The organism is Pseudofrankia coriaricola (assembly GCF_032027725.1).
GTDB lineage: Bacteria > Actinomycetota > Actinomycetes > Frankiales > Frankiaceae > Pseudofrankia.
Genome location: NZ_JASNFO010000088.1, coordinates 1 through 25,350 on the forward strand (window position 1 = coordinate 1; position 25,350 = coordinate 25,350).

The following is a 25,350-nucleotide window of genomic DNA, read 5'->3' on the forward strand; positions in this document are numbered from 1 at the left end:
GAACGACCAGCTCAAAACCCATCTACGCGGCCCCGGCAGGGTGCTGCGTTCCCGACTGCCCGAGCTGGCCGTCCAGGAGATGTGGGCCTGGCTGATCGTCCAGTACGCGCTCACCGCCCTGATCGCCCACGCAGCCGAGGCAGCCGACATCGACCCCGACCGGGTCGGCTTCGCCCGAACCCTGCGCCTCGTCCGCCGTTCCGCCACCGGGACGGCGGACATTCCCCCCTGACGACTGGCACGCCCAGCTACCCCGGTTCCACGCCGAGATCACCCGCACGCTCAACCCACCGCGGCGCCACCGCACCTGCCCCCGCGTCGTCAAACGCCCCCGCCACAACAGCTACCGCGTCAAGAAACGCGACGAACCCGCCTCAATCCGCCATCCAGGCCCGCCAACGATCCGGCTCCACCCGCTCGCCCCACGCGCAGCATGACCACATCCCGGAAAGATCAAACTACGCTTCACGGCATTGGGTCCGGACCCGACTCCTGCCGCAGCCCCTCGGTGAGTACCTTGACTGCGGTCTTCGTAGCCGCGTAGACGCCCTGCGGGGACTTCACGACATACGCCGCGGTCGAGGCCACATTTACGAATTGGCCCGAACGCTGGCGCCGGAACACGGGCAGCGCCGCCGCGATCCCGTTGAGCACTCCGGTGATGTTCGTCGCCACCATCGCGTCCCAGTCGTCCTGCCGCATGTCATCGAACGGCGACACCGTCATGGTGCCGGCGTTGGAGACGAGGACGTCGAGCCGCCCGTGCCGCTCGACCGCCGTGCCGACGAGCCGGACGAGATCGTCACGGCGAGTCACGTCCATGACCATTCCGGTCGCATCACCGCCGCTCGCGATAATCCGGTCGACTACCTCTTTGAGCCGGTCCTCCCGTCGCGCGCCCAGCACGACCCTGGCCCCTCGCGCCCCGAGGTGTTCTGCGGTCGCGGCACCGATGCCGCTGCTCGCGCTAGTGATCGCGACGACTGCTTCGTCGATTCGCGCATGCATGTGAAGTCCGACCTTCCGATCACCGCCGGTACGCTGGAACCGGACGGATGTCCAGATCGACGGTAGTGGACAGGTGTCCGCTTGTCGAGAGGGGTGACGTTGCGCGCGGACGCGAGGCGGAACAAGGAACGGATTCTCGACGTCGCTCGCGCGGCGCTCAGTGCCGGGCAGACGCCGACCATGGCCGCGGTCGCGCGGGCGGCCGGCGTGGGTCAGGGGACGCTGTACCGGCACTTCCCGACGTGGCAGGACCTCGTGATGGAGGTGCATCGCGCGGACATGGCGGAGCTCGTCGATGCCGCGCCGAAGCTGCTCGAGCAACAGCCGCCGGTCGAGGCGCTGGCTGCCTGGCTGAGTCAGCTCGCCGAGTACGGTCGGATCAAGAAAGGCCTGAGCGATGCCATGCACGCCGCGATGCGTGAGCAGTTCGCCGGCGAGGAGCACTACCCGGATCTGGCGCCGATCGACCTCATCCTCGATGCGGGCAAGGCAGACGGCAGCATCCGCGGCGACGTCTCCGGAGAGGACGTGCTGCTGCTAGTTGGGTTCCTCTGGCGCCTGGACCTGACCGCCGACCGCGACGAGCGCTCCACGCGACTCCTGCGCATCGTGCTCGACGGGTTGCGGGCGAGGACGTGAAGGCGGCCTGGGACGTGAAGGCACAGGACAAGATCTTCGAGAGCCTGGGCGGTGACTTCTTCCAGGAGGTCCACCGGTTGGACGCGCGATCTGAATGCGTCCTGGCCGCGCCTCGCGACCGGATATCCGGCGGCACGGCGCCGGTAGAGGACGGTGGCGGTGGGGACGAAGATGATCAGTAGTCCGATGACCAGATCGGGGTCGCGTGGACGGGGTGCTGCATGGGCCACGCGTCGATCGAGGCCGCTGGGTTGGGGTTGCCGAGCAGTTCGCGGGCGGCGGCGGTGACGGCGCTGATCGGGTTCCAGGTGGTGAGGTCGCGCAGCCAGGGGGTCATGCGCTGGGTGGGGACCAGGGCGTTGGATACGAAGACGATCGGGAGCAGCAGGAGCAGGCCCAGGGCTTGGGCGGTCTCGACGCCCTTGCTGGCCAGGCCCAGGCAGGCGCATCCCCAGGAGACCGCGTAGCCGAGCTCAGCGCGCTCGCGGCCGATCTCGTGCGCCAGAACGCGGGCGTCGCGCAGCGACTGCCTGCGACCAGGTGGCTACGACATCCGGTCAATGTGATAGCGCCACGTTGCCGTGTCGGCGCAGCAGCATCCGCCAATTGGCGGATCCAGGCGACGGATCTGCGAATAATCGTCGGTAACGGCAGCTCGCGCACTTAGGAAAACTGACCCGGCGCGCCAATGTTGCGCATGTCGCGATGTTACGACCGCCGGAGGTCAGGATGGGTACTGCGATCGACGGTTCCGCCATTGACAAGGTTCTGAAGGACGCTGTCGCCACGGGCGTTGTTCCGCATGTGGCGGCGATCGCGGCTGATCGGGACGGGATCATCTACGAGGGTGGAGCGGGGGTCCGGATTGTAGGTGAGAACCATGACCCGGTAACCACTGCGACTCATTTCCGCATCATGTCGATGACCAAGATGGTGTGTACCACGGCCGCGCTGCAGCAGATGGAGCGAGGTGAGCTGGAGTTGGACGCGCCCGTCGACACCTACTGTCCACAGTTCGCTGACGTGAGGGTGTTGGAGGGTTTCGACGGGGATACTCCGAAGCTCCGCGCCGCCCGCGGCCGGGCCACGGTGAAGCAATTGATTACTCATACCTCTGGGTTAGGTTACTGGTTCTGGAACGCCGACCTGGTTCGCTTCGAGAAGGTGACTGGGGTGCCCAACGTGGTCCCAGGCTCGGCGGAGGCGTTCAAGGCCCCGCTGGTGGCCGATCCGGGAACCGAATTCGTGTACGGCATCAACACCGACTGGTTGGGCAAGGTCGTGGAAGCGGTCGCGGGCAAAACTCTCGACGTGGTAATCAAGGAGGGGGTGACCGGTCCGCTCGGGATGAACGACACGATGTTTCGATTGGACGAAGCGCGTACCGCCAACTGCGTCACGGTTCATGTCAAAGGCGACGACGGTACGTGGAGTTCAGCCGGCGAGATCCTGAACCAGAATCCGGACTGGTGGGCCGGGGGCCACGGCTTGTACTCGACGCCGCGGGACTACGTCCAGTTGGAGCGCGCGCTGTTACGGGGCGGAGAGCTGGACGGGGAAAGGATACTTCGCCAGGAAACGGTCGACGCGGCGTTCGCCAACCAGATCGGTGACATCGACTTTCCGGCCGAGATCCCGAGCGCCGACCCACCGATCACCGACGCGTTGCGGGTCGGACCGGGCTGGAAGTGGGGCTACGGCCTGTTGCTGAACACCCAGGACGTGCCCGGGCGGCGACGGGCCGGCACGGGTGCCTGGGCCGGCCTGTTCAACACCCACTTCTTTGTCGACCGTACGACGGGAGTGTGCGCCTCGATCTACACCAATTCGCTACCGTTCATCTCTGAACACGAGGCGTGGAAGACCCATGTCGACTTCGAGGCGGCACTCTACTCCTGCCTGTAACCGCTCCTCCCTGTAACCGCAGCTGTGGCCCGCGGTGACCGGCGAGGACGACGACCTCGCCGGTCACGGTGGAGGCGCCGCCGCGCGTCGGCGGCGCCGGCATGATGAACTGAGGCCTACCAGGACGATCGAGAGGCCGGGCGCGATGCCGACCGTCGCACGACCCGAGTTCGACCCGGAGCTGAAGGCCGGGCTCGCGGTAGTCGGTGGCGTTTTCCCACCCACTGTCACCGTCGACCTCATCGCCTTCATGCGTAAGTCCTACGCGTCGCCTCCGATCGAGGAAACACTGCGGGGGCGCGCGATCGAACGCCGGGACGAGACCATCCGGGGCCACCGCGGCGACGCCGTCGGCGTCTCGGTGCTCCGACCTGTCGGCGTCACCGAGCCACGCCCGGGTGTCGTCTTCGTGCATTCGGGCGGGCTGATGTTCGGCGACCGGTTCAGCGGTGCCGATCTCGTCCTCAACTGGGTCGACAAGTTCGGCGCCGTGCTCGTCACAGTGGAGTACCGCCTCGCCCCGGAGTTCCCCGACCCGTACCCAGAGAAGACTGCTACGCAGCCCTGGAGTGGGTCGCAGCAAGCGCCGAACGGCTCGGGATCCGCCGCGACCGCATGATGGTGGCCGGGGCGAGTTCGGGCGGTGGGCTGGCCGCCGGAATGGCCCTCGCCGCCCGGGACCGCGGCGGGCCGCGGCTGTGCGGTCAGGTGCTCGACTATCCGATGCTCGACGACCGCGGCATCACCCCCTCGACCAACCAGTTCGACGGCGTCGGGGTGTGGGACCGCGTCAGCAACGAAACGGGCTGGACCGCACTGCTCGGCGACGCCCGCGGCGGACCTGACGTGTCCGAGTACGCGGCGCCCGCGCGAGCTACCGACCTGCGAGGTCTGCCCCCGGCGTTCATCGACGTCGGCGCGGCCGAGATCTTCCGCGACGAGGCGATGGCGTACGCCGACCGGCTGTGGACCGCCGGCGGGAACGCCGAGCTGCACGTGTGGGCAGGCGGGTTCCATGCCTTCGACATCTTCGCTCCGCACACCATGGTGGGACAAGGGATGATTCGCACCCGCGACGCTTGGGTGGAGAAGATCCTCGCCGACTGACCCGGCGGCCGACTACTACGCCCCGTACTGTGACGCAGGACACTAAATCGGCGCTCAAGGGGTTGGGTGAGTAGACGTGCAGGAGCTGCTGGGTCGCATCGCAGCACTCGACCCCCAAGCAAGTTTGAGCCTGCGGGTCATCGCCTGCTTCGACGAGCTGATCGTGGGCAACGTCAACACCCGCGGCCTGCTCGGCGCCGCCGCGTCGCTGGCTGGCTGCGACGCCGGGTTCTGCCAGGAACTCCCGCCGCGCGCACTCCGCGTCACCGCCAAAGGTGCACTGGTCGCGGACGGCCCGCCGTGTCCGACCTCTGCCGTCACCTCCGAGGGCATCACCGTCTGGTTGGACCGCACCGGGCCCGCCCACGCCAACGACGCGATCATCCTCGAACGACTTGCCCTGGCCGTACGTGTCCGCCATGGCCGGGGCCGGCGCGACCTGGAGAGCCGCCGCGAATTAGGCCTGCTGGTCGACGGTACGGTGCCGGTCGAGGAACGTAGCCTCGCCGCCGCTCGCCTCAACCTCGTGAGCGGGGCGCGCTACCGCATCGTCGCCGCACCGCTGTTCGCCGTCTGGGAGAGCCACCCAACTGGGGCCGAAGACGTCGTCGCCACCCCGTTCGGCCCCGTTCACGCCCTCGTCGTGCCCCACGACCACGAACCCGTCGCCGCCACCCCATCCGGCACCGGGCTCGCGGCTCGCGTGGAGAACCTGCATCGCTCGTTCAGCACCGCGGTGGTTGCGCTCAGGCTGTGCGAACCGCCGCGCATCCCTTCCGTGCAGGCCGACCGCTACGGCGGCTTGGTCGGCCTGCTTGCCGACGCCCCCACCGACACCGATCTGCCCGACGTCGACTCCCTCGACCAAGTCATGACCCACGTATGGGGGCCAACCACCCTCGACGCCCTGGTCCGCGCCGGATCCGTCCGACAAGCCTCTCGACTCGCCGGAGTCCATCACAGCACCCTGCAAGCCCGGCTCGACGCGGTGACCGAGCTGATGGGCTTCGACCCGTTCGACGGCATCGGCCGCACGCGACTCGGCATCGCATACCTCATCTGGCGGCTCAGAAACTCTCGAGTGCTCGACCTGCCAGCACCGACCTACAGCGACTCGAAAACCCGGTGAGCCGGACGTGCCCCAGATAGGTGGGCGCCACCTCGGTCGCGGGGTCGATCGTTTTCAGGTAGGTGGCGTTCTTCAGCCACCAGCTTTGAGTATCTCGTAGAGAACGGTCCAGTTCTCGGTGCCGCGGCCCGCGGTGACGGCCCGGTCGTAGTGCGCCTTGACGGCTTTGGGTAGCCGGGTGTCGATGCCGGCCTTCTCACTCGTCCACACGATGTGGTTCGCTGTGGCGCCCATCATCCGCGCCGTGCTGAGGTCGCCGGGGTGTTCGCCGGCCTCCAGGCGCCGGGCCAGGTCCCGTCCGTCTCCGATCATCGTCGGGATGTCGGTGAGGGAGTTCAGCGCGCCGGGTAGGAAGTCGGCGGCCGGCACACCGGCCGCGGTGACGAGCGCGGTGGCGTGCAGCAGGCTTGACAGAGCGGTGAGGAAGACGTCGAGGTACGCCTGGTAGAAGAGCTGGGCCAGGCCTGGGTCCTCCCCGAGGTACCTGGGCTCGCCGATCAGTCTGAGCGTCGGTTCGTGTACGTCGAACACCGCACGGGGCCCGCTGTAGAACACATGTGCCCCAGGGCCGCCCACGGCGGGAGCGGGAACCATGACGCCTCCTGTCACGAAGCTCGCTCCGTGTCCGGCCGCCCATTCCGCCGCATCCCGAGAGGCGTCGGGCGTGTCCGAACTGAGATTGACCAGGACCTTGCCGGCAAGAACACCTGAGGGTCGCGAACTCTCGGCGACCGGGCCGAGGATGTCGTACATCGCCTGGTAGTCGGTGAGGCTGAGGACGGTCAGCTCACTGGCGGCAACCGCGGCTGTCGGTGTGGGCGCCATCGTCGCGCCCCTGGCGATGAGGTCGTCGGCGCGCCCCGCGGTGCGGTTCCACACCGTCACCGGATGGCCGGAGCCCAGCAGGGACGCGGCGATCGCTCGACCCATCGGGCCAAGGCCGATGACCGTCACGGAGGACAGACCGCCCTCGCCGCTCATCGGGCCTTCCTGAGCTCTTCGAAGATGCGGGCGGTGCCCTGCCGGCCGTAGCCGGCGGCGATCTGCCGGCGCACGATGTCAAGCACGGGCCGCAGCACCTCGACATTGACGCCCTGGTCGAGGCTGGCCGTCACCAGCGAGGCCAGTGCGGCTTCGGTGAACTCAAGGCTCTGCTGGCCCGCCCCGGCGTAGTCCTCGGCGTCTACTGTGGCGGCGAGGCCGGCCAGCTGGCCGGTCATGGCAGCGAGGAAAGGTGTCTGCCGTCGGGCGAACTCGGCCGCCGACACGCCCTCGACACCGACCATCGCCGCGCCGTGCAGAAAACCGGCGAACATCGTGTACATCCCGACGAGCATCGCCAGGTCGCGCAGCGAGGCCATACCGGGGTCGGTCCCGAAGTAGTCGCTCTGCCCCCACAGATCGAGCAGTTCCCGGTTCTCCTCGAAGGCGGCCTCGGGGCCGCTGTAGAAGATCGCCGCACCCGGACGCCTGATCATCTCAGGTACGGCCATGATCGCGCCGTTCAGGTAGGTGATGCCGTGCTCCGTCGCCCAGGCCGCGAGCTCGCGGGCCTGGTTCGGTGTTGTTGTCGTCAGATTGATCACGGTGCGTCCGGCCAGGCTGGCGGCGACCGGATCGACCACGGCGTGCACCGACTGATGGTCGAACAGGCACACGACGATCAGTCCGTCGCCGGTGATCGCCTCTTCGACGGTCTTGGCGATGGTGGCGCCACGCTCGCCGAGTGCCCCTGCTCTGCCCGGGGTGCGGTTCCACACCACGGAGGGTCGGCCGGCGTCGAGAGCCGCGGCGGCGAGCGCGCTGCCCATCGCGCCCAGGCCCAGGAAGGTCGTACGGGTCGTCATGGATCGTCCCTTGCTTCGCTCGGTGGTCTGACTGGCGTGCCGTCCCGACCCTCCCCGCTAAACTTTCCCACCGGCAAGTACCTACTATTTTGTTCGATACTTACCCGGAAGTGAGTGTCCAGCTAGGCGAGGTGGAGGGTCTGATGGTGACGAGCGCGAGGCGCGGTCCATACGTCTGCGGCATCGACGCCGGTATGGACGTGGTGTCAGGGAAGTGGAAGTCGCTGATCCTCTGGGAGCTGAACAACCACGGCGCCCGGCGGTTCGGAGAGCTGCGGCGCGGCCTTCCCGGCGTCAGCGAGAAGATGCTCATCCAGCACCTGCGCGAGATGGAAGAGGACGGCCTCGTCCACCGCGAGGTGTATCGCGAGGTCCCACCCAGGGTCGAGTACTCCCTCACCGAGCACGGCACGTCACTCAACGAGGCCCTCCGCTCGCTGGGCGAGTGGGGGAAACGACGTCGCGAGCGCCTCGCCGCCAAGGACACGCTCGAATCCGCGTAACCAGCCGCGCCTCGCTGCCCATGATCCCCACGATCATGGTGACGAGACGGACCGGAACCGCCGGAACCACCAGGTTTCAGGAACTGGCCGCCGTAGAGTTAGAGAACCAGCGCCTCGACCCCCGGCCCGTACTGGACCGGGACGCCACCCCGACGGGTGCCACCGCCCGCGTCCGGGTGCCGCAGCAGGCACACTCCCGCTCGACGAGCCGGTGCTCGACGACCTGCGTCACCGGCGCGCCCAGCAGCGGATCCCCGCAGCCCCCGCACACCGCGGGCTCATGCACGACGGTCCGGGCCCCGTCGTCGACCAGCTTCAGCGTCGAGCCGTCATGCCGGTCCTGCCCACCCGGCCTGCGCCCGGTCTTCCTCCGCAGCGACCTCGGCTCGGGCTTGGCCAGCCCGTCCGAAACGGTGCGTGTCATGGTGATGGGGTTGAAAGTGCGACCTCGACCCGGTTGCGTCCGCTACTCTTGGCCCGGTATAGCTGGGCGTCGGCAAGTTCGACCAGGTCAGCGGGGCCCACGCCGCGGGTGGGAATGATGCTCGCGACGCCGACGCTCACAGTGACGACGTGCTCGGCGGTGAACGGGTGTGGTTCGGCCATCTCCTCGACGGCGGAGCGCAGGCGGTGGGCGATTCGTGCGGCAATGTCGAGTTCGGCGCCGGGCATCACGACCGCGAACTCCTCGCCCCCGTACCGCGCGGCCAGGTCGGTGCCGCGGGTGTTCCTGGAAAGGCATGCGGTGACGCGTTGAAGGCACCGGTCACCGGCGGTGTGTCCGAAGTTGTCGTTATAGGGCTTGAAGTGGTCGATATCGATCATTGCCAGTGCGATGGGTGCCGCCGGCTGCGTCGCCCGGTACCATTCGGCGTTGAGGACCTCGTCAAGGCGTCGCCGGTTGGCCAGCCCTGTCAGAGGATCGGTAATCGAGAGCTGCTCCAGCCGCTGGTTGGCGGCGGCGAGCTGCTGGGTTCGCTCCGCGACCTTGCGTTCCAGCGACGCATAGATCTGGGCGTTGTCGAGGGAGACCGCTAGCTGCCCGGCGATGAGCATGATCCCTTCGAGGCGTTCCGTGGAGAAGGCCCCCCGGATCATCCGGTTCTCCAGCAGCAGCATCGCTCCCAGTCGGCCCCGCGTCATGATGGGAACAGCGAGCATTGAGCAGCGCTCGGGGTCGGCGAAGTAGGGGTCGCGGTTGAACCGGTCGTCATGGGTGGCGTCGTCAACGACAACGGGTTCGCGGGTACGCTCTGCGTACCGGATGACCGATGCTGGAAGCAGGCGCCGCTGGCTGGCTTCCGGGAGCGAGAGAATCCGACCGTCGTCCGCGGGCATCGACCACCTGGATTCCTGTTGGTCGCTCAGCAGAAGACGGACACCGGTGGCGCCAGTCATCGCCGACAGGATTCCTACGACCTTGGCCCGCAGACCTTCGATGCTGGTCTCGGAGCTGAGCGCCTGGGAAGCGGCGACGATGCTGAGCAGATCGATGATGCCGGTCGTGACGGTGGAGCGGCAGACCGCTGGTTCCCCCGGTGGCGGCGCCGCTGGCTCAGCACCAGCGGGCTCGGCGCGTAGCATCGGGAAGGCCCAGTCTAGCTGACTGACCTTCGCGTTCGCGCCCCAGGCCAGGTATTCGCGGCGCGCGGCGGCGAGCATCGCACTGCCGGCTTCCTCCATGCCAAATGTAAGGTAGAACCGCGCACACCGTTCAAGGATCAGTGCGCGGTGCCACGGGCGTACTCGTACTGAGGCGTCGCGCTGTGCCACGTCGTACGTATAAGCCGCCTCCTGGAAGTCACCGGCGACCCAGGCCCGTTCCGCCTTCACCAGGCGCAGCAGGTGCAAGAAGTTAACCGGCGCGTCGGCCGCGCGCGCGGCCAGCCATTCGATCGACTTGTCGAGCTCGGTCAACAGGGAGCCACGCCGACCCGTTTCGGCCGAGCGGGCCTGCCAAGCCAATGCCAAGGCCCGTAGGAGGTGCGCATTTGCCATCGCATAGATGGGCTCGACGTACGGCAACAGAGGTGTCACGGCTGTCATGTGCCTGGCCAGCTCAACCGGGTCATCGAGGATGGCCGCGGCAAGCGCCCGGGTGATGTGGCGGGCGGCGGCGTAGGGGCTGTCGGCCAGCCCGCCCAGTACGGCAGCCTCATCGGCCGCCGACTCGGCGACCTCGCCGCGCAGCAGCCTCGCCAGCTGGCGGTATACCAGGAACAGCTCCTCCGCGTGACCGTTGCCGGTGCGCCTGGCGAACGCCAATGCTTCGTCGATCTCGGCGACAAACACGCCAAGCGATGGTGCGCAGTCCAGGAGGTTATAGATCAGTACGTAGTGGGTCCAGCATGCGCTCTGCAGATCACCGGCCTGTATCAGGCCCTCCAGCGCGCGATGCGCCTCTGAGACGTTTTCCTCGAGCGATTCGAACCAGTGGCCGGCACTCATCAAATACAGAAACTCCGCCCGCCATACGTCAGGCTCGTAACCGCGTTCCCGGCCGACCGTGAGGATCCGCCGCATCATGCGGTACCCGGTGCGGTAGTCGTGCCTGCGAGCTGTGACGACCAACGCCGCATGAGCGGCGGGGCCGAGCAGGGTGGGATCCGGGCCGTACCGTGTCCACATCTCCAGCGTCTCCACGGTCAGCCAGGCCATTATCGTCTGGTCGCAGTAGAACGCCGGGGCCATGAGTCGGTTGATGAGATTGATGGTGCCCAGGCGCGAGCGGTCAGCGATTCTCGGTCGTCGCCGATCGTCGGCTTCGCTGGTCTCGTCGAGCCATCGGTACAGCGCGTCGAGCCTCCGGTCTATCTCCTTGTCGATGTGGCCCCGGTCGGGGGCGGCGAGACCGAGCTGCCGCAACTGGTCGAGGCCAAGCCGTACCGCCTCGGCGGGGCGGCCCTGATCGGTGAGGCTGCTGACCTGCACGACGGTGGCGGCCGTGCGTTCCGCGGGGTGAGTGCAGAGCCTGCTGATGGTTTGGTACTCCTCGTCGGCCTCTTCCAGCCGGCCGAGGCCGTAAAGGGCGGCGTGCCGGTCGGTGTGGACCATGATCCGTTGTTCCACGTCGGCCGTATCGACGAGTGGAATTGCCGCGGCCAGGAACCTTTCGACCAGCGAGTGGTTGCTCAGCAGCTTTGCCTCGTCCGCGGCCTGCTTGAAAAGCCTGACCACCAGCTGGCGCTCCTCAGCGGCGTGCACGGCGTCGATCACATGCAGGTACTGCTCCGCCGCAACCACGGAGAACTCGTGTTGGCCAGCCAGGCGTCGGGCCAAGCGCAGCCGCGTGGCGCGCTGTGTCTGCGAGGTGAGGCCGCGCAGTATGCTTTCCTGCGCCCGATCGTGGTGAAACCGCAGGCTCGCCGGGTCGCCGGGCTCCAGCACCAACAGGCCATCGGCGAACGCGGGGGCGAGCCGCCGGGAGAGATCGTCGGTTGGCAGCGCGGTAGCGGCCTCCAGGACATCCAGCTCCACCTGACCGGCCAGGCACGCCATCACCGCCAGCACCTCCCTGGTGTCCGGTGGCAACAGGGAGGTACGGGTGACCAGCAGGTCGGTAACGTCCATGCGGCCCAGCTGGCGGCGCAGCGTCTCCCGGTCCCATCGCCATCCGCTTTCGCTGGGGGCCAGCGCGCCGCCGTGGCGCAGCGTGTTGAGCAACTCCAGCGTGTTGTACGGATTGCCCGCGCTGGTTGGCGCGATCGTCCCTGCCAGCTCGGCCGCAGGCCGCGGGGCCAGGTGTAGCAGGTCGGCCACCATAGCCGCCTGACCCCGTGGCGAGAGGCTACCCAGCCACACATGGTGCGGCCCGGCTGGCTGGCGACGCCACCGGGCGAGCATCCGCGTGAGCGGGTGGGCGGCGTCCACACCGCGCTCCCTGTAGGCGCCGACGAGCAGCAGCCCCTCAATCTGTTCTTCACCGCCGAATATCAGGTCGACGAAGCCGAGCGGTGTCCGCCCGGCCCACTGAAGGTCGTCGAGGAACAACACGACCGGCCGTTTCCGGGACGCGACGGCACGCATTATTGCGATCACGGCGCGTGATACTCGGGCCTGCGCGGTCATCGGATCGCCCGGCTCCGGGGGGACCTTCAGCAACGTCGCGACCTCGGGCACGACCGCGGCCGCCAGCCCGGCGTTAGGTCCCAATCCACTACGCATCCGGTCCCGCACCTCGGCCAAGTTGTCCTCCGGTTCGGCCAGCAACAGCCGACCCAATGCGCGAAATGCCTGTCGGATCGCGTCGTGCTCCTGGTCGCGGCGAAACTGGTCGAACTTGCCGGCCACGAACCAGCCGTCGCTGCCGGCCACGATCGGCCGCAGCTCGTTGACCAGGGACGTCTTACCCACCCCCGGCGCACCGGCGACTAGGAGCCCACAGCAACGGCCGGCCATCGCATCGGCGAACACAACGCCCAGCTCGCCGACTTCCCGGTCACGCCCGGCCAGCCGGGACGTCGACAGCGGTCGCGAGGGGAAATCGTGCTCGCCGGGACGCAGCACCGTGGCTCCCCGCTGCAGCAGGAACAGATCATGCAGCAGCCCGTCGGCACTCTGGTATCGATCGTCCGGCTCCTTCTCAAGCAGATGCATGATGATCGCCGACGGCGCGGCCGGGACCGCTGGGTTCACCGCCGCCGGCGGTGCCGGCAGCCGCGCGAGATGGTCATGAATGATCCGCAGGGGGTCGCCGGTGCCGAACGGAGGCGCGCCGGTTGCCAGCTCGTAGAGGGTGGCTCCGACCGCGTATAGATCGGCGCGCTGGTCGACCGGGCGACCGCTCCGGCCGGTCTGCTCCGGCGCGAGGTAAGGGATCGTCCCGACAATCTCCTTGGATGGCATGAATCCTGGCCGGACCGTCACGAACGTCGTAGCCACAGCGAAGTCGATCAGACAAAGTGCGTCCTGGCCCCTGCTGACGACGATGTTCGCTGGGTTGATATTCCGATGCACCACGCCGTGGCGGTGCATCCCCGCCACGGCGCGTGCAAGCGACCCGGCCAGGCGGATCAGCTCGGCAGGATCCAGCGGGGTGGCGCGCTCGGACAGAACGGTGCCGCCGAGGTCCTCGAGCAGGACGGACCCCTGGCAGGGCGGCCGTCCAGCCGCCAGTCGCACGACCCCCTCGACCCCGGACAGCCGCTCAAGGATGTCGATCTCATGCCGCAACCGTCGCTGCGCGTTCGGCCCCAGCGGTTCCTTCCGGATCACGCTTCCATCTGGGAACACCAGTCGAGACACCCGAGTCCGCTCTGTCTCGTGGAGCAGCTCCGTCCGCGTCACCGCCGCCGGCGGATCCCGGCTCGGCGTCGTTCGCTTGAATCCCATCCGCCAATCCCCCGGCATCGTCCCGGCGAGCTCACCTGTTCGGTCTGCCCCCAATCACAGCGACGGCAACGCGACGATCGTCCCGATCGCGAACCTGCGCGCCGAGCCGAGCGCCCTGGGGCTGACTGTCGTCTCCAAGCAGCGGGCCGAACGGCACAACGGCCAGGATGTCGTCACCGCCGCGGTCCTCCCGATCAACGCGGCTCTGATCGGCGGGGAGGACCTGGCCTGGCGACCGGCCCCGCCGTCGCGCGCCCGCGCGCTGCTGCGCACGATCGCTTTCAACGCGAGCGTCCCGGTGCTCGCGTTGGCCTACCTTGTGGACCGGACGATCTCCTGATTCGCCGGTCACGTGCTTTACCTTGACACAATGTCAAGGTGTCCACTGGGTGCAGGAGGTGGTCCCGATCAACACGACAAACGGAACCCCGCAGAACACCCGCGTGGCCAACGCCCTGGGCGCCAAGGACTCGTCGGTTCGGCTTCAGGCGGCTCTGGCGGTCGGCTCGAACCCGGACGCCGGCCTTCTCGAGACGCTCGTCGAGCGGTGCGCGGTCGAGCCGGACTTCTTCGTGCGAGACACGCTGTCCTGGGCGCTGACCCGCCTGTCGCCGGAGATCACCCTGCCCCGGATCCGCCAGGAACTCGACTCCGAGCGCACTCAGGCCCGCAGTCAGGCGTTGCACACGCTCACCAAGATCGGCGACAAGCGCGCGTGGGCCTGGATCACGCGCGACATGCTGCGCGACGCCGACGACGAGGTCGCGCGGACCGCGTGGCGTGTCGCGGTCGCCCTCGTACCCGAGGACGAGAAGAAGGACCTGGCCGACGAACTGGTCGTGCAGCTCGGCCGCGGCGACCGCAATGTGCAGCTAAGCCTGAGCCGGGCCCTCGTCGACCTCGGCAACGTGATCGAGCCCGCCCTGGAGAAGGCCGCGGCGAACCCCGACCCGGCGGTGGCCGCGCACGCCCGTGCCACCGAGTTGCTCCTGCAGGACCCGGAGAGCGGTTTTGACGCGGCCATCGACGAGGCGAAGCGAGTCGTCACTCTCGGCCCGGAACGAGCCGCTGCTGCCGCCGCCGCGGCTGCATCGAGAGTCGCCGAGACTTCGGGGACTGCCGCGACCACGGAGACTGCCGACGTCGCGGAGACCGCCGAGCCCACGGAGACGACCGAGTCGACGGAGGCCGCGAAGGCTGCGGAGACCGCGGATTGCTGATCGGCGATGTGGCCCGCCACTCGGGGGTGAGCACCCGAATGCTTCGGCACTACGACGCCCTCGGGCTGGTGCGACCGAGCGGTCGCACCGCCGGCGGCTACCGTGAGTACTCCGCCGAGGACATCCGCAGGATCTTCCACGTGGAGAGCCTGCGGTCCCTCGGGCTCTCGCTCAAGCAGATCGGGCGCGCGCTGGAGGACCCGGCCTCCACGCCGTCCGCCCTGGTCAGCGACCTCATCCAGTGGACGGAAGACCGCTTGGAGCGGGAACAGGAGCTGCTCAAGCGGCTCCGCGCGATCGATGCGTCGGCGCCCACCGGCTGGCAGGGCGTCCTGCGCATCGTCGAACTCATGCAGGGGCTCAACTCGACCAGCGCCGCGCGCAGGCAGCAGGCCGTCCTGGCCCGGCCGGAGGGCGTGTCGGTTCCCGCCGAACTGCTGGCCGGGGCGGTCCTGGCCGAATCCGACCCCAACGTCGCGGGCGCCCTGCGCTGGGCGCTCGCCCGATCGGGCGGCGACGGCGTGGTGACGCTGGCCGCCGGCGTGCACTCGGAGGACGTCGACATCCGGCGGCGCGCGGTGCTGGCGATCGCCGAGATGTCCGAGGCCCCGGGTGTGACCGCGGTGCTTGCGGACGCGCTCGGGGACCCGGACACGACGGTGCGCAGGCACGCCGCTCTGGCGTTGGGCAGGCGTGGTGTGACCGGGGCAGTGCCGACACTCGTCGGCATGGTGGTCGAGGGCGCAGGCGACGTCGACGCGGCGGAGGCCCTGGGAACGCTGTCCCAGGATCCCGGGTGCGCGGACCGGATCATCACCGCACTGGTCGACGAACTCGCCGCGCACACCGCAAACTCCGCGGTGCGAATACGCCTCGCTCAGGCGCTGGTCGAGCTGCCGGGGACCACCGTGCGGGACGTCCTGCGCCAACTGGCCCACGACGACGACCCCGCTGTCGCCCTCGTCGCCTCGGCCTTCGTCGGAGTTCTCGAAGCACGGTCCCCCGAAGACCGAGGTGACGAGGATTCCTGAAAGCGCGCGACCGAGGCGTCTCGGCCCCCTGTCCCGAAGATATGGGGCTCTTCGCATTTGGCTAGAAGCCGTGATCAGGTGGTCACGGGACGCGCTTGGTCTGGTGTCGCGATGTGTAGCCAGGTTGGGCGGGTGCGGCGGGAGGCGTAGCGGGCGCGGCGCTGTTGGTTGGTCACGTTGGTCAGGCCGAAGGCCAGTTGGTAGCTGAGATCTGGGGAGTCGTCGACGTCCTCACACAGCTACGACAGCTCGGCGTGATTCCCGGAGGCCCTTCAGTCGGGTAGTCGGGGTCGAACGACGTCTGGTCGTACTCCGCGAGGATGAGCATGTCCAGAGCCCTTCCGACCGAGATCAGTCGGGCATCGACAAGAAGCGAGCGAACGCACTCCTGCCAGTTCTCAGCAGCCAACGAGACCTCTCCCTCCTGGAGGATTCGGGTCAGGAAGCACGATCCGCGAGGTCCTCGTGTACGTCAGGCGAAAACGATCTGGAACGATATTCAACAACACCAACATATGTATGCCGAAATTCCGGAGCATCTTTATCACAATCCTCCGGTCGTGAGTTCGAGCCCCCTACAGCCGGCCGCTCACGAACGGCGCCACACCGATCATGGCCGCGGGGCGAACGGAGTACGAGTAGCCGTCCGGCCCAGGTTCGGACGCTGTCTGGGAGGCTTACGCCCGGCGGCGGACGGCCTCGTCCCGCCGCCAGGCACCCATCCTGTGCAGGCGCGGGATGTAGACCGCCAGGAGGATCGATGCACACGGCTGACGTCGAGTACACGTACGAGGATCTGCGTCTGATCGGCGAGCTGTCGGTGGACGACCGCCAGCCCGGCCCACGACCAGCCGTGCTGGTCTGCCACGAGGGGGACGGGCTCAGCGACCACTCCCGGAACAAGGCCCGCCGGCTGGCCGAACTGGGATATGTGGCCTTCGCGCTGGACTACCACGGCGGCGGGCGCAAGCTGGCCCCCGAGGAAGCCGGCCAGCGCTTCGGCAAGCTGGCCGGGGATCCCGCGCGGGTGCGGGCCCTCGGCCAGGCCGGCCTGGACATCCTGCTCAACCATGAGCTGGCCGACCCGGACCGGGTCGCGGCGATCGGCTTCTGCTTCGGGGGCACGCTCGCCCTCGAGCTGGCCCGGGGCGGGGCCGACCTCAAGGCCGTCGTCGGCTTCCACTCCGGGCTCTCGACGACCCGGCCGCAGGACGCCGCGAACATCACCGGTAAGATTCTGGTCTGCATCGGGACCGAGGACCCGATCATCCCGCCCGAGCAGCGCCTCGCGTTCGAGCAGGAAATGCGCGACGGCGGGGTCGACTGGCGGATGAACCTCTACGGCGGCGCCGCGCACAGCTTCACCAATCCCGCCGCCGACGGCTCCCAACTCCCAGCGATCAAGTACAACCAGCACGCCGACGAACGATCCTGGCGAGCCATGACCGACCTGTTCGACGAAGTGTTCTAGACGTCCGGGCGGACACCACAGGCTCCTCCGTTCGCCGGGCGACACGAACGCGCGCTGCCGGGCGGCGAATGCCATGGGAATCGCGCGGCTATCCGACCTATTTCCTCGCCGCGACCGACGTCAACCAGGAGCTGCTCGCCCCAGACGGAACCAGCTCGGGTGCCCTGTGGACGGCGGGCTTGCCGTCCGGGCGCAGTGTCAGCGAGCCGCCGGCCGGGATGCCGAGGGCTTCGGCGGTGCGCCCGTCGAGCCGGCACGTCCTGACCGGGACACGTGACGTGAGCGTGCCACCGAGCGCGAGCGCGAGCGGCTGTCCATCCGTCGCCGGCGTCTCCGGCCCGGTGAGCACGGTCAGGCCAGGCCCCAGGAGGTCGAGGGTGGAGACCCGCCGGGTGGCGCCGGGGTGGGTTGTGGTGATGCCACGGTCCGCGTCGCCGCCCGCCTGGCCGACCCAGGCGTGTGTCACCCGGCCGCCGAGGTCGAAGTCCAGTTCCTCGGCCGGGTCTCGGTAGGAGCCGAAGGACTGCGCGGACAGCGTCGTGTTGCGGCGCCCGACCGGCTCACGCTCGGTCTCGTAGCTGTCCAGCAGTTCGGGGGACGCCCAGCCGAGCATGACCCAGGCGAGTTTCCAGCCGAGGTCGTGGCCGTCGTGGACGGCGGTGTTCAGCCCGGTGCCGCCCCGCGGGGTCATGCGGTGCGCCGCGTCGCCGACGAGGAACACCGCGCCATCACGGTAGCGGCGGGCCATCATCGCGTCGAAGCTGAACGTTCCCGTGCGCAGGATGGTCGGCCGCAGGCCCGGCAGGCCGATCGCCGTCGCGATCTGGTCGGCCAGGGCCTCGTAGGCGGGCGTGGGCGCGTCGGGGTCGCAGTCCTGCCCGAAGATCCAGCGGCCGTCGCCGGCGGGAAGCAGGACGCCGCCCGCCTCCGGGTTGGTGATGGTGTAGATGAGGTGCCGGCGCTCGCCGAGGACGTCCCACAGCGATCCTTCGGGGAGCGGCGCCGTGAACAGGGTCGTGCGGGCGGCGAGCCACGGGGAGCCGAGCACCCCGCGCGGGCCGTCGTCGTCGCCCACCTCGTCCGTCTCGATCCCGATCGCGTTCCGGACCGGGCTGTGGGCTCCGTCGGCGGCGACGAGGTAGGCCGGCCGGCACGCGCTGACCGCGCCGTTGCCGACGTCGCGAAGGGTGGCCTCGACGACGCCGTCGGCCTGGCGCACCGCGACCAGTTCGGTGCCGAACCGCACCTCGACGTGGGCGAATCCGGTGAGGTGGTCGAGCAGGGCCGCTTCCAGGACGTCCTGCGGAACGCAGGCCGGCGCGGTGGGGCTCAGCCGGGACACCACGTCGGGACGCGGCCAGATGGTGTCGAGCGCGGTCCCGTGCGGCGAGACGAGGCTCGGCCCGATCCAGGCCTGCCAGCGGACGTCGACCCCGCCGGCGCGGACCCGCTCCTCCAGCCCCCAGGAACGGATGAGCTCCATGGTCCGGGTGCTGATCCCGGTGGCCCGAGGCAGCGGGGACGACTCGGGCCGGCGCTCCACCACCAGGGTGGGCACGCCGTAGCGGGCGAGCGTGATGGCGGTGGCGAGACCGGCCGGGCCGGCCCCGACGACGAGAACGGTCATGACGACCCTCATTTCGCGAGACAGCTTGTCTTTCATCAGGCATACTGTCTTCTGTCGGGCAGGCCGTCCATCGAATGTAAGGTTGGCGTCATGGCCACCCGGCGGTACGAGCAGCGGCTGCGGGCGCAGAGCGCGGAGCAGACCCGGCGGCGCATCCTCGACACGGTGTACGACCAGCTCCCGAAGATCCCCAGCGTGGACGCGGTGGCCCGCCAGGCCGGGGTGGCCCGTTCGACCGTCTACCTGGTCTTCGGCTCGCGCGCCGGGCTGTTCGACGCCCTGCTGCGCGACGTCAGCGAGCGGGGCGGCTTCGCCGACCTCGTGTTGGCCGTGCAGGACCCGGACCCGCTCACCCATCTGCGCGGCGCCGTCGTCGCCAACACCCGGATCTACGGCCGGCAGCGCGATGCGCTGGTTGCCCTGCGCGCGGAGGCGGCCTCGCTCGAGGGCGCGCTGGAGCGGATGGAGCAGGGCCGCCTGGGCGGGCTGATCCATCTCGCCAACCGGCTCGACGAGCACGGCCTGCTCGCCGTCGCGAAGGACGTGGCCGTCGACGTGCTGTGGACGCTCACCGGCTTCGAGGCGTTCGACGCCCTGCACACCGGCCGCGGCCTGCCGGTGGACGACGTCGCCGCCCGCCTGCTCGTCACCGCCGAGCGCACCCTCCTGCGGGTCCCGCCGGCCGAGGGCGCGCGGGGCTGAGCAGCCACCGCCATGACCTACCCGACCGTGAGGGCCCGGTGACTCGGCCCGCCGCGGCAGGGAAGAGCGAGCACTCCCGCCAGGACTCCATGATCCACGTGAGCCGACGACTCAGGTAGCCCACGCGCCGGACTCGCCGGCGGATACGCCAGGTCAGGTACGCGACACCGGGTGACGCGCTTCGGGCCTACGCTGGGCCGATCGAGGGGTGATCAATGCGGATTCGGCTCCTGGGGGCGTTCGCGGTCGAGATCGACGGCCGTGACATGGCCGCTCGTCCGTGGCGGTTGCGCAAGTCGCGGACCTTGGTGAAGGTACTGGCGCTCGCTCCCGAGCAGCGCACGCACCGGGACCGGCTGCTTGACCTGCTCTGGCCGGACCTGGGTCCGGCGGCGGCGGCCAACAACCTGCACCAGGCTCTGCACGTGGCGCGCCGGGAGCTGGTCGACGCGCGCCGGGACGATGCGGTGCTGGTGATCCGCGACGGCGTCGTCCTGCTGCACGGCGACGGCGCGGTCGAGACCGACGTCGACCGTTTCGGGCGGTTGGCCACGCGCGCCTGGGCCACCCGCCAGGTGACGGACCTTGCCGCCGCGATTGACGGGTATGCCGGGGAGCTCCTGCCCGAGGACCGTTTCGATGACTGGGCGAGAACGCCACGTGAGGACCTGCGCCAGGCCTTCCGCGACCTGCTGGTCGCCCACGCCACGGCGGCGGTCCGGGCCGGGCAGGCGGGTGCGGCGTTGGAATCGCTGCGCCGTGCTGTCGAGGCTGATCCGTTGCACGAGCCCGCCGTGCGTGGCCTCATGCGGCTGGTCGCCGAGCAGGGTCGGCGGTCGGAGGCGCTGGCGCTGTATGAGCGGCTGCGCGAGAACCTGACCGATGCCTCCGGCAGCGACCCGGACCCGGAGTCCCGGCGGCTCTACCGGGAGCTGCTGGCGGGCAGCGTCGACACCGCGGTGGCATCGCGCCCGCTGGCGGCCCGAAGCAACATCCCGCCGCCGTTGACCAGTTTCGTGGGGCGGGAGCGGCAGATCGCCGACGTGCGCCGAGAACTGTCGCGCGCACGGCTGGTCACCCTGACCGGTCCAGGCGGGGTCGGGAAGACCCGGCTGGCTGAGGAGACGCTGCGCGGGCTCGTCGACCGGTACCACGACGGCGTGTGGGTCGTCGACCTCGTGCCGGTGACGACCGCCGAGCGGCTGCCCGACGCGGTCGCCGAGGCGATGGGGCTCGATCCCGCCGCGGGTACCGACCCGATGCGGGCGCTGGTCGGCCGGCTGGCCGCGCGGCAGGTGCTGCTGCTGTTGGACACCTGCGAGCACCTGGTGGAGGCGTGCGCGGATCTGGTCCGGCGGTTGCTGCGCACATGCCCCGAGCTGCGGGTACTGACGACGAGCCGAGAACCGTTGCACGTACCTGGCGAGGTGACCATGCGGGTGCCGTCGCTGGGCGTGCCGGCAGGTACTGAACAGGTCGCCGGCGCGCTCGATCACGAGGCGGTGCGACTGCTGGTGGACCGGGCCCGCGACGTGCGGTCCGACTTCCAGCTCGACGCGTCGAACCGGGCCGCCGTCGTGGAGATCTGCCGGCGGCTGGACGGGGTGCCGCTGGCGATCGAGCTGGCCGCCGCCCGCCTCGCCCACCTTGAGCCCGCCGAGATCGCCGAGCGGCTGGGCGACGCGTTGACGGTGCTGGGCCGCGGCGACCGGATGACCCGTAACGCCACGCTGCGGGCCACCCTGGAATGGAGCCATGACCTGCTCACCGGCGACGAGCAGGTACTGCTGCGCCGGCTGTCGGTGTTCGGCGGCGGCTTCCACCTGGGCGCCGTCGAAGGTGTCTGCGCCGCGAGCCCGCTCGCGCCGCCGATGATGCTGGACTGTCTGGGCCGGCTGGTGGACAAGTCGATGGTGCAGGTGGAGCGAAGCGCCGATCGGTCCCGGTATCGGCTGCTCGACACGATCCGGCAGTTCGGGCACGAGCGGCTGGTCGCCGCGGGGGAACGGGCCGCCGTCGAGGCGGCGCACTGCGCGTACTTTGTCACGCTCGCGGACGATCACGACCTTGACCGGCACACCGTCGGGGTGGTCCGCCCCCAGCTGCTCGACGAGGAGCACGACAACCTGCGGGCGGCCCTGGGGCGGGCGTTGCGGTCCAGTCCGGACCAGGCCCTGCGCCTCGCCGTCGCTCTGTGGCGGTTCTGGCTGGCCCGGGGGCACTTCGCCGAGGGATCGGCGTGGCTGGAGCAGGCGCTCGCGGTCGCGTCACCGAGCGCGGTGGAACGGCCACGGGCGCTGCTGGCGCTGGCGTTGCTCGATGCGCGGCAAGGGCGGGTCTCTCGGTTCACCGAGCTGGGCGCCGCCGCGGTCACCGCGACGGAACGTGTCGGCTCGCCGGTGGAGGTCGGCTTCACCCGGCTGCGGGCCGCCTTCCTCCAACCCGTTGCCGGCAACGTGCGGGCGGCCGCCGAGACCGCGGCCCGGGGACGGGTCCAGGCGGAGGAGCTCGGCTCTCCCGCCATGGCGGCCACCGCCCACTGGTTGGGCAGCATGGTGGCTCTGTTCCAGGAGGACGTGCCGACGGCGCTGGCCTTGCTGCGTGACACGTTGGCCGCCGTCGACCGGGTGGCCCTGGAGGCCCCGCCGTTCCTCCCGGCGGTCACCATGGCCGTGGTTCTGATTCCCTGCGCGGGGCGGTGGGTTCCGGCCTTCGAGGAGACCGCGTTGATCGGCGGCCAGGTCGGGCGGGCGCAGGCTCCCGGGTACGTGTGGTCGGCCATCGGTAGCGCGCACCGGCTGGATCGGGACCTCGGGTCGGCGGCGGCGGCTGTCCGTCGCGCCGCCGAGGTGTTCGACACCGTTGCCGACGACGCCGGATCGGCTCTCGCCCTGCACCAGCTCGGCTGCATCGAACGCGACCGAGGCGAGTACGGCACGGCGCGGACCCATCTCAACAGTGCCCTGCGCCTGCGCCGCCAGCTGGGCGACCGGCGCGGGGAGACTCTGACACTGGCCAACCTCGGCCTGGGCGAGGCCGCGGCCGGTGACGTCGAATCCGGCCGCCGGCTCACCCGCGGCGCCGTGGCCCGAGGGGAAGAGGTCGACGACGGTCCCGGCGTGGCCGGCGGCCTGTTGGATCTCGCCGTCGTCGAGCTCTTCGCCGGCGATCTGGCCCTGAGCCGGCGTCTCGCGGAGCAGGCGGTGGAGGCGTTCCGGCCGCAGCGGTACCCGCGGCTGACCGCCTGGGCGCTGCAGTTCGCCGCGGAGCTGGCGTTGGCCGGTGGCGCTCCCCAGGCCGCGCGACGCCACGGCGGGGAAGCGGCCGCGCTGTTCACCGAGGTCGGTTGCCAGATCGGCCGCTCCCGCGCCGCCGCGTTGGATGAGGCCCGCTAAGCCCTGCTAAGGCCCTGCTGAGGGTCGTCTCCCTAGCGTGGCGTCGTAGATCGTGGACCGGTGCCCAGGAGGAAATTCCATGACAACGACACAGCACCAGCCGCCGGCGTTGGGTGAGGCCACCCTTGCCGAGTTCGCCCAGTCCGTGCGCGGGGAACTGGTCGGGCCGGAGGCCGCGGGGTACGACGACGCGCGTTCGATCTGGAACGGGGCGCACGACCGGCGCCCGGCACTCATCCTTCGGGCCGCCGGAGTCGCCGATGTCATCAAGGGCGTGCAGTTCGCCCGCAGCGAGAACCTGCCGCTGGCCATCCGCGGCGGCGGGCACAGCATTCCCGGCTTCTCCACCGTGGACGGCGGGCTGGTTCTCGACCTGTCGGCCATGAAGGGGGTCCGGGTTGACCCCGGCCGCGGGCGGGTGGTGGCCCAGGCCGGCAACCTGTGGCAGGACCTCGACCACGAGACCCAGGCCTTCGGGCTCGCGGTGACCGGCGGGCTAGTGTCGGGCACGGGAATCGCCGGCTTCACCCTCGGCGGCGGGATCGGCTGGCTCGTCCGCCGCGCCGGGCTGACCTCCGACAACCTCGTCTCGGCGGACATCGTCACGGCCGACGGCCAGTTCCTCCGGGCCAGCGCCGACGAGCACCCGGACCTGTTCTGGGCACTGCGCGGCGGGGGCGGCAACTTCGGGGTCGTCACCTCGTTCGAGTACGCGCTGCACGAGGTCGGGCCCACCGTCTTCGCCGGCGGGGTCTTCTACCCGGGCGAGCACGCCGCCGAGATCCTCGACGGCTACCAGAAGATGTGCGCCGCCGCGCCCGACGGCCTGTCGACGGTGATCAACCTGACCACCGCGCCGCCCGTCCCGTTCCTGCCCGAGTCGGTGCACGGCAAGCCGGTCGTGGCCGTTCTCGGCATGTGGTCGGGGCCGCTGGCCGACGGCGACCGCCACACCCGGGGCTTCCGTGAGCTGGCACCGCCCATCGCCGACCTCTTCGGGCCGATGCCCTACGTGGCCATGCAGTCGCTGATCGACCCGCTGTACCCGCGCGGTCTGCACAACTACTTCCGGGCGGCGTTCCTCCCCAGCCTCGACAGCACGTCCGCGGCGTCGATCCTGGAGTCCTACCACGCGGCGCCCAACCCGCTGAGCGAGCTGCACATCCACCATCTCGGCGGGGCCGTGTCCCGGACGCCCAGCGACGCCACCGCGTTCGCCACCCGTGACGCGGACTTCATCCTCAACGTGGTGGCCCGCACTCCCGACGCCGACGGGTTCGACGCCGTCGTCGACTGGGCGCGCACGGCAACCGACCGGGTCGGCACAGACAGTGCCACGTACGTCAACTTCACTGGTGAGGCGAGCGTGGACCGGGTGCGTGCGTCGTACCCGCGGGAAACCTACGACCGGCTGGTCGCGGTCAAGGACCGCTACGACCCGACCAACCTGTTCCAGCTGAACCAGAACATCCCGCCGTCACAGCCCTGACCGGAAAACCCGCCGACCGTTGAGCGGGGCAGCGCTGACGATGCCACCGGATCATGGCCGAATCCATGATCCGGTGGGATGTTCGGGGCCCTGGCACGCAAGAACGCAATCACCCGGGGAACGCCTTGGCGATCGCAGAGCCAACCCCGCCTGGAGCCCGGCCCGGACTCAGTCGGAGCGCCGACCGGGCGCTCGCGCGGCCGCGAGCTCATCCTGTCCGACATCAGAGTCACAACCAGCACCGTTTCGCGCCCCTGGCGTCTGACACGACGCCCGAAATCCCCCGGGCACCTGCCACGACGAGGGAGAGAAGCAACCGAGCCGCCGCTCCGCTCTACCCGTCGACCGGGCACACATCGCCCGAGGCAGCACCCACATCACGCCGATCAGTCGAGCAACTAGCCTTCCTCGCTCTGGCACTGAACATTTCACCGGATCATGGGACCGGTGGTGGTCTGACGGGATTGCCGCGCCGCCCCGGCCGCCGGTCACCAGCATTTCCTCCGGCGCTCCGATGGTCAGCGGGGCACGAGATGGACGGTGACCGGGGCGGGTTCGGGGATGCCGGAGAGGCCGTATACGCGGGCTTCGTAGTCGCCGGCGGGGAGTAGCGGCATGGTGTTGCCCGGCCCGCAGAGCGGGGAGGAGGGGTTCGCGGTGGGTGCGGGGGTGCTCTGGGAACAGGCCGTGTAACTCGCGCGGATGCTGAGCGGGAACCTGGTGGTGCCCGCTGGGATGACAAGGGGCCCCCGTTCGCAGAGGAGGGTGACGTACGGCGCCGCCTCGGCGGTGGCGCCCCGCAGGCCGAGGCCCCATTTCTGCTTGCACGTGCCCGGCGGCGCGAGGTCGCGTGGCTCGCCAGTATGGTTTGTCACCTCGAGACGCGCCTCGACGGTCGTTCCCTGGACGATCGGCGCGTCCGGCACCACAAGCCGTGTTGAGAACG

General features: G+C 69.7%; 20 protein-coding genes and 2 pseudogenes. 14 read left to right on the top strand and 8 right to left on the bottom strand.

What is annotated here, in order from left to right:
• Window positions 1-232 (top strand): annotated as a pseudogene (locus tag QOZ89_RS36510) (IS4 family transposase); the annotation flags it as partial.
• Window positions 233-465: 233 nt separating this feature from the next.
• Here the strand turns inward: QOZ89_RS36510 and QOZ89_RS36515 are convergent.
• Window positions 466-1,008, bottom strand: coding sequence for an SDR family NAD(P)-dependent oxidoreductase (locus QOZ89_RS36515; protein WP_312628457.1), 543 nt, complete (start codon window positions 1,006-1,008; stop codon window positions 466-468).
• A 99-nt stretch (window positions 1,009-1,107) separates the two neighbouring features.
• Here QOZ89_RS36515 and QOZ89_RS36520 point away from each other — a divergent pair, with 99 nt between their 5' ends.
• Both QOZ89_RS36520 and QOZ89_RS36525 read left to right on the top strand, forming a co-directional pair.
• On the top strand, window positions 1,108-1,647 hold the full coding sequence (locus QOZ89_RS36520; protein WP_157910589.1) for a TetR/AcrR family transcriptional regulator: 540 nt from the start codon (window positions 1,108-1,110) through the stop codon (window positions 1,645-1,647).
• A 14-nt stretch (window positions 1,648-1,661) separates the two neighbouring features.
• A complete protein-coding gene (locus tag QOZ89_RS36525) occupies window positions 1,662-1,829 on the top strand; it encodes a hypothetical protein (protein WP_157910588.1) in 168 nt (55 codons plus the stop codon).
• On the opposite strand, the gene QOZ89_RS36530 is transcribed toward QOZ89_RS36525, so the two are convergent.
• Window positions 1,823-2,170, bottom strand: coding sequence for an ABC transporter permease (locus QOZ89_RS36530; protein ID WP_083419451.1), 348 nt, complete (start codon window positions 2,168-2,170; stop codon window positions 1,823-1,825). The genes QOZ89_RS36525 and QOZ89_RS36530 overlap by 7 nt on opposite strands.
• A gap of 206 nt (window positions 2,171-2,376) precedes the next feature.
• Here QOZ89_RS36530 and QOZ89_RS36535 point away from each other — a divergent pair, with 206 nt between their 5' ends.
• The 3 genes and pseudogenes from QOZ89_RS36535 to QOZ89_RS36545 all read left to right on the top strand — a co-directional run bounded on the left by QOZ89_RS36535 (window position 2,377) and on the right by QOZ89_RS36545 (window position 5,788).
• Window positions 2,377-3,552, top strand: a complete 1,176-nt coding sequence (locus QOZ89_RS36535; protein ID WP_312628459.1) for a serine hydrolase domain-containing protein — start codon at window positions 2,377-2,379, stop codon at window positions 3,550-3,552.
• A 427-nt stretch (window positions 3,553-3,979) separates the two neighbouring features.
• A pseudogene (locus QOZ89_RS36540) lies at window positions 3,980-4,659 on the top strand (alpha/beta hydrolase).
• 76 nt (window positions 4,660-4,735) lie between these two features.
• Window positions 4,736-5,788, top strand: a complete 1,053-nt coding sequence (locus QOZ89_RS36545) for a helix-turn-helix domain-containing protein (RefSeq protein ID WP_071051880.1) — start codon at window positions 4,736-4,738, stop codon at window positions 5,786-5,788.
• A gap of 72 nt (window positions 5,789-5,860) precedes the next feature.
• Here the strand turns inward: QOZ89_RS36545 and QOZ89_RS36550 are convergent, their stop codons facing one another.
• Both QOZ89_RS36550 and QOZ89_RS36555 read right to left on the bottom strand, forming a co-directional pair.
• Window positions 5,861-6,769: an NAD(P)-dependent oxidoreductase gene (locus tag QOZ89_RS36550; RefSeq protein WP_312628463.1), complete on the bottom strand. Its 909-nt coding sequence runs from the start codon at window positions 6,767-6,769 to the stop codon at window positions 5,861-5,863.
• Window positions 6,766-7,635, bottom strand: a complete 870-nt coding sequence (locus tag QOZ89_RS36555) for an NAD(P)-dependent oxidoreductase (protein ID WP_312628465.1) — start codon at window positions 7,633-7,635, stop codon at window positions 6,766-6,768. Before QOZ89_RS36555 ends, QOZ89_RS36550 begins: the two co-directional genes overlap by 4 nt.
• 143 nt (window positions 7,636-7,778) lie before the next feature.
• Between QOZ89_RS36555 and QOZ89_RS36560 the strand changes: the two genes are divergently transcribed.
• Window positions 7,779-8,138 carry a winged helix-turn-helix transcriptional regulator gene (locus tag QOZ89_RS36560; protein ID WP_312628467.1) on the top strand — a complete coding sequence of 120 codons (360 nt, stop codon included), beginning with the start codon at window positions 7,779-7,781 and terminating at the stop codon, window positions 8,136-8,138.
• Between the two features lie 76 nt (window positions 8,139-8,214).
• Here QOZ89_RS36560 and QOZ89_RS36565 read toward each other — a convergent pair whose 3' ends face one another.
• Together QOZ89_RS36565 and QOZ89_RS36570 are read right to left on the bottom strand one after the other, a co-directional pair.
• The gene (locus QOZ89_RS36565) at window positions 8,215-8,562 is read right to left on the bottom strand and encodes a hypothetical protein (protein WP_312628506.1); all 348 of its coding nucleotides are present in this window, start codon (window positions 8,560-8,562) and stop codon (window positions 8,215-8,217) included.
• Window positions 8,559-13,469: a diguanylate cyclase gene (locus QOZ89_RS36570; protein ID WP_312628469.1), complete on the bottom strand. Its 4,911-nt coding sequence runs from the start codon at window positions 13,467-13,469 to the stop codon at window positions 8,559-8,561. Before QOZ89_RS36570 ends, QOZ89_RS36565 begins: the two co-directional genes overlap by 4 nt.
• On the opposite strand from QOZ89_RS36570, the gene QOZ89_RS36575 reads away from it, so the two are divergent.
• The 4 genes from QOZ89_RS36575 (at window position 13,459) to QOZ89_RS36590 (ending at window position 17,191) form a co-directional block, all read left to right on the top strand.
• On the top strand, window positions 13,459-13,809 hold the full coding sequence (locus QOZ89_RS36575; protein WP_131804131.1) for a hypothetical protein: 351 nt from the start codon (window positions 13,459-13,461) through the stop codon (window positions 13,807-13,809). The two genes, QOZ89_RS36570 and QOZ89_RS36575, sit on opposite strands and share 11 nt — an antisense overlap.
• 49 nt (window positions 13,810-13,858) lie before the next feature.
• Window positions 13,859-14,689, top strand: a complete 831-nt coding sequence (locus QOZ89_RS36580; protein ID WP_312628471.1) for a HEAT repeat domain-containing protein — start codon at window positions 13,859-13,861, stop codon at window positions 14,687-14,689.
• Complete coding sequence (locus QOZ89_RS36585) at window positions 14,683-15,720, top strand: HEAT repeat domain-containing protein (RefSeq protein ID WP_312628473.1); 1,038 nt, start codon at window positions 14,683-14,685, stop codon at window positions 15,718-15,720. The genes QOZ89_RS36580 and QOZ89_RS36585 overlap by 7 nt, the downstream gene beginning before the upstream one ends.
• 760 nt (window positions 15,721-16,480) lie before the next feature.
• Window positions 16,481-17,191 (top strand): dienelactone hydrolase family protein, encoded by a 711-nt coding sequence (locus tag QOZ89_RS36590; RefSeq protein ID WP_071051871.1) that lies wholly within the window; start codon window positions 16,481-16,483, stop codon window positions 17,189-17,191.
• A 97-nt stretch (window positions 17,192-17,288) separates the two neighbouring features.
• On the opposite strand, the gene QOZ89_RS36595 is transcribed toward QOZ89_RS36590, so the two are convergent.
• Window positions 17,289-18,818 (bottom strand): FAD-dependent monooxygenase, encoded by a 1,530-nt coding sequence (locus QOZ89_RS36595; RefSeq protein ID WP_312628475.1) that lies wholly within the window; start codon window positions 18,816-18,818, stop codon window positions 17,289-17,291.
• Window positions 18,819-18,908: 90 nt separating this feature from the next.
• On the opposite strand from QOZ89_RS36595, the gene QOZ89_RS36600 reads away from it, so the two are divergent.
• The 3 genes from QOZ89_RS36600 to QOZ89_RS36610 all read left to right on the top strand — a co-directional run bounded on the left by QOZ89_RS36600 (window position 18,909) and on the right by QOZ89_RS36610 (window position 24,404).
• Window positions 18,909-19,520 (top strand): TetR/AcrR family transcriptional regulator, encoded by a 612-nt coding sequence (locus tag QOZ89_RS36600; RefSeq protein ID WP_071051869.1) that lies wholly within the window; start codon window positions 18,909-18,911, stop codon window positions 19,518-19,520.
• A 215-nt stretch (window positions 19,521-19,735) separates the two neighbouring features.
• The gene (locus tag QOZ89_RS36605) at window positions 19,736-22,915 is read left to right on the top strand and encodes an ATP-binding protein (protein ID WP_312628477.1); all 3,180 of its coding nucleotides are present in this window, start codon (window positions 19,736-19,738) and stop codon (window positions 22,913-22,915) included.
• A gap of 79 nt (window positions 22,916-22,994) precedes the next feature.
• Window positions 22,995-24,404: an FAD-binding oxidoreductase gene (locus QOZ89_RS36610; protein ID WP_312628479.1), complete on the top strand. Its 1,410-nt coding sequence runs from the start codon at window positions 22,995-22,997 to the stop codon at window positions 24,402-24,404.
• A gap of 518 nt (window positions 24,405-24,922) precedes the next feature.
• Here QOZ89_RS36610 and QOZ89_RS36615 read toward each other — a convergent pair.
• On the bottom strand, window positions 24,923-25,279 hold the full coding sequence (locus QOZ89_RS36615) for a hypothetical protein (protein WP_131804130.1): 357 nt from the start codon (window positions 25,277-25,279) through the stop codon (window positions 24,923-24,925).
• Window positions 25,280-25,350 lie beyond the last annotated feature (71 nt).

Bases quoted from the DNA above. Each gene is read 5' to 3' on its own strand.
- QOZ89_RS36515 (WP_312628457.1), bottom strand. From the start codon at position 1,008: ATGCATGCGCGAATCGACGAAGCAGTCGTCGCGATCACTAGCGCGAGC.
- QOZ89_RS36535 (WP_312628459.1), top strand. From the start codon at position 2,377: ATGGGTACTGCGATCGACGGTTCCGCCATTGACAAGGTTCTGAAGGAC.
- QOZ89_RS36550 (WP_312628463.1), bottom strand. From the start codon at position 6,769: ATGAGCGGCGAGGGCGGTCTGTCCTCCGTGACGGTCATCGGCCTTGGC.
- QOZ89_RS36555 (WP_312628465.1), bottom strand. From the start codon at position 7,635: ATGACGACCCGTACGACCTTCCTGGGCCTGGGCGCGATGGGCAGCGCG.
- QOZ89_RS36560 (WP_312628467.1), top strand. From the start codon at position 7,779: ATGGTGACGAGCGCGAGGCGCGGTCCATACGTCTGCGGCATCGACGCC.
- QOZ89_RS36565 (WP_312628506.1), bottom strand. From the start codon at position 8,562: ATGACACGCACCGTTTCGGACGGGCTGGCCAAGCCCGAGCCGAGGTCG.
- QOZ89_RS36570 (WP_312628469.1), bottom strand. From the start codon at position 13,469: ATGGGATTCAAGCGAACGACGCCGAGCCGGGATCCGCCGGCGGCGGTG.
- QOZ89_RS36590 (WP_071051871.1), top strand. From the start codon at position 16,481: ATGCACACGGCTGACGTCGAGTACACGTACGAGGATCTGCGTCTGATC.
- QOZ89_RS36595 (WP_312628475.1), bottom strand. From the start codon at position 18,818: ATGACCGTTCTCGTCGTCGGGGCCGGCCCGGCCGGTCTCGCCACCGCC.
- QOZ89_RS36600 (WP_071051869.1), top strand. From the start codon at position 18,909: ATGGCCACCCGGCGGTACGAGCAGCGGCTGCGGGCGCAGAGCGCGGAG.
- QOZ89_RS36605 (WP_312628477.1), top strand. From the start codon at position 19,736: ATGCGGATTCGGCTCCTGGGGGCGTTCGCGGTCGAGATCGACGGCCGT.
- QOZ89_RS36610 (WP_312628479.1), top strand. From the start codon at position 22,995: ATGACAACGACACAGCACCAGCCGCCGGCGTTGGGTGAGGCCACCCTT.